2 protein-coding genes and 1 pseudogene are annotated in these 2,874 nt (G+C 59.2%); all 3 read left to right on the top strand.

Features of this window, described 5'->3' with window-relative positions; translation table 11 throughout:
- Nucleotides 1-35 precede the first annotated feature (35 nt).
- Nucleotides 36-581, top strand: a pseudogene (locus EN949_RS34350) (AAA family ATPase); the annotation flags it as partial.
- Nucleotides 582-658: 77 nt separating this feature from the next.
- Nucleotides 659-1,624, top strand: a complete 966-nt coding sequence (repB, locus tag EN949_RS34355) for a plasmid partitioning protein RepB (RefSeq protein WP_013525329.1) — start codon at nt 659-661, stop codon at nt 1,622-1,624.
- Between the two features lie 153 nt (nt 1,625-1,777).
- On the top strand, nt 1,778-2,874 hold a 1,097-nt coding region (repC, locus tag EN949_RS34360; RefSeq protein ID WP_127371956.1), incomplete at its 3' end, for a plasmid replication protein RepC.

Genomic DNA, 2,874 nt, shown 5'->3' on the forward strand with positions numbered 1-2,874 from the left:
CGTCATAGCGATCGTCGACCTCCGTTAACGCCTTCGCCATGCAGGATAAGACGTCAAATGCCGGGCGCCAGTTCTTCACGCGCATGGCGAAGGCGTTAACGGAGGTCGACGATCGCTATGACGTTGTCGTGGTTGATTGCCCGCCCCAGCTTGGCTACCTGACGTTGACGGCCATGTCGGCGGCGACGTCGGTTCTCATTACAGTTCATCCGCAGATGCTCGACCTGATGTCTATGAGCCAGTTCCTGCTCATGCTCGGCGGCATATTGAAAACCATCAAGGCCGCCGGTGCGGCAATCGAGCTCGATTGGTTTCGATATCTGATCACACGCTACGAGCCGACGGATATCCCGCAGGCGCAGATGGTAGGCTTCATGCAGTCCATGCTTGCCGGCCAGATCCTGGAGAACCCGATGTTGAAGTCGACGGCGATTTCGGACGCGGGTCTCACCAAGCAGACGCTCTACGAGGTGGAGAAGTCGGCCTTTACCCGTTCCACCTACGACCGTGCACTGGAATCCCTCGATGCGGTCAATGCTGAAATCGCGACGCTGATCCATCGTGCGTGGGGACGGTCATGACGGCGAAGTTTACGGCAGTAAAAACTGGAAATTTTGTCTTTGAAATCAAATCGCTAACCGCGATTGGAGGCGGTTAAATGGCACGCAGGGACATTTTCGGCAGTGTGTTGGGCCCTGCGACGGCAGTGGCTGATGCGAAGGACGTATCCGGGTATGCCGTTCGCGGGGCGTCGCGCTCCATCATGCAATCCTTCGAGGAGCTCTCCAAGAGCTCGGTCGTGGATCTCGATCCGGCATTTGTCGACACCTCCTTCGTTTCGGATCGCCTGGACGAAGACGATGAGGCATATCAGGAGTTGCTTGCGGCCATTCGGGAAAGAGGCCAAGATTCTCCGATCCTGGTCAGGCCTCATCCTGAGCTCTCCGGTCGCTTTCAGACCGTCTTCGGGCATCGGCGCGTCAAGGTTGCCCGCCAGCTGGGACGGCCAGTACGCGCGGTCGTCAAGAAGATGGGCGATGAGGATCATGTTATTGCCCAGGGCCAAGAGAACGCCGCAAGGGCCAATTTGTCCTTCATCGAAAGGACCCTGTTTGCCGATCGCATTCTCAAGCGCGGCCACACGCCCGACACGGTGAAGTCGGCTTTGGCGCTCGATGACACGACCTTCTCGAAGATGCGTTCTGTTACCAGCAACATTCCAGAGCCAGTCATTGTGGCCATTGGCGCCGCCAAGACTGTTGGTCGGGACAGATGGTGGCAGCTCGCCAAGCTCATGGAGCATCCGGATAGCGCGGGCAGGGCGGCCGACTATGTGGCAAGTCCAGAGTTCGCCACGTCAGGCAGTGACGCACGATTTGCGCGTCTGTTCGACTTCATGAGCGCGCCGGCAAAACGCGCGCCAGCAGCATCGAAGACACAGGAAAAGGCTTGGGCACCGCACGACAGATCTGTGCGAGCCAAGATCACCGATACAGGAAAAGTGTTTACGCTTGCCCTGAAGGCCAAGGAAGCCTCGCCGTTCGGAGCGTTCATAACCGATCGGCTGGACGAGCTTTTCGAGGCTTTTCGGCAATCGGAAACAGCCAAGAAAACAGGAGACTGAAACCGCAAAAGAAAAAGGCCCCCGAACGTCGCCGTCGCGGAAGCCCTTCTCGTCTGTAGCAAGCTGAGAATCGCACTTCCCCGAATCACTGTCAAGAGTCGTGGCGCCATTTCGGCGAGCAGATTTCTTTTGCCTGATTGAAAGGCGAGGGAAATGGAGAGTGGGTTTGCGACGACGCCCTTCGGGCGGCGGCCGATGACGCTTGCGTTGGTGAAAGCCAACACGGCGTCAAGGCAGATACCTCAGGGGTCTGTCGTCGAGAAATGGCAGGTTTATCGGTGGCTGTGCGAGGGCAAGTCGATTGTCGGCGTCGGCGATCGCGCCCTGGCGGTGCTCAGCGGGCTTTTGACGTTTTATCCAGACGACCAGATCAGCGAGGAAAACGGGTTGATGGTCTTTCCGTCCAACGCTCAGCTATCGCTGCGGGCGCACGGCATGGCCGATTCCACGCTGCGCAGGAACCTGGCGGAACTGGTAAGTTGCGGCCTCATCATCCGCAGGGACAGCGCCAACGGCAAAAGATTTGCCCGCAAAGGGCCGGGCGGGGCTGTGGTGGAGGCCTTCGGCTTCTCCCTGGCCCCGTTGATCACCAGGGCAGCGGAGTTTCAGCAGGCGGCCGACCAGGTTCGAGCCGACGGTCGGGCGCTCAGACTGATGCGGGAGCGCATCACGCTGCACCGCCGCGACATCCATAAGCTGATCGAGGCGGCTGTCGAGGAGGATGTGCCCGGGGACTGGGGAACGCTGTGGAAGCGGTTCCGGGCCATTGTGGACGCAATTCCACGCCGGGCAGGCCTGTCGGAGCTGGAAGGGGTCGTCGCCGAGCTGGTAGAGCTGCACGAAGCGGTCAACAAGATGCTGGAAAGCTTCACAAATGCCAAGAATCCTAGCGGCAATGAGTCCCATAATGAGCGGCAGCAATCTGATTCAAACACAGACTCCGCTTTTGTATTTGAACCGGCTTTCGAAAAAAGCAGGGCGGAGGCCGAGCCAACATCCCACCCCCCCGAGAAGCCGAAAGGCTACCCGATTGGACTGGTGCTGCGGGCCTGTCCCGATATTGCCGACTATGCCGTCAACGGGATCGGAAGCTGGCGCGACTTGATGATGACCGCCGCCCAGGTGCGAGGATACCTTGGCGTGTCGCCTTCAGCCTATGAGGAGGCTTGCCATGTGATGGGCCAGGAAGTTGCCGCGATCGTGATCGCCTGCATTCTGCAAAGAGCGCAGCATATCAACTCGGCTGGCGG

Source organism: Mesorhizobium sp. M7A.F.Ca.US.007.01.2.1 (genome assembly GCF_003998165.1).
GTDB lineage: Bacteria > Pseudomonadota > Alphaproteobacteria > Rhizobiales > Rhizobiaceae > Mesorhizobium > Mesorhizobium ciceri.

Bases quoted from the DNA above. Each gene is read 5' to 3' on its own strand.
- repB (WP_013525329.1), top strand. From the start codon at position 659: ATGGCACGCAGGGACATTTTCGGCAGTGTGTTGGGCCCTGCGACGGCA.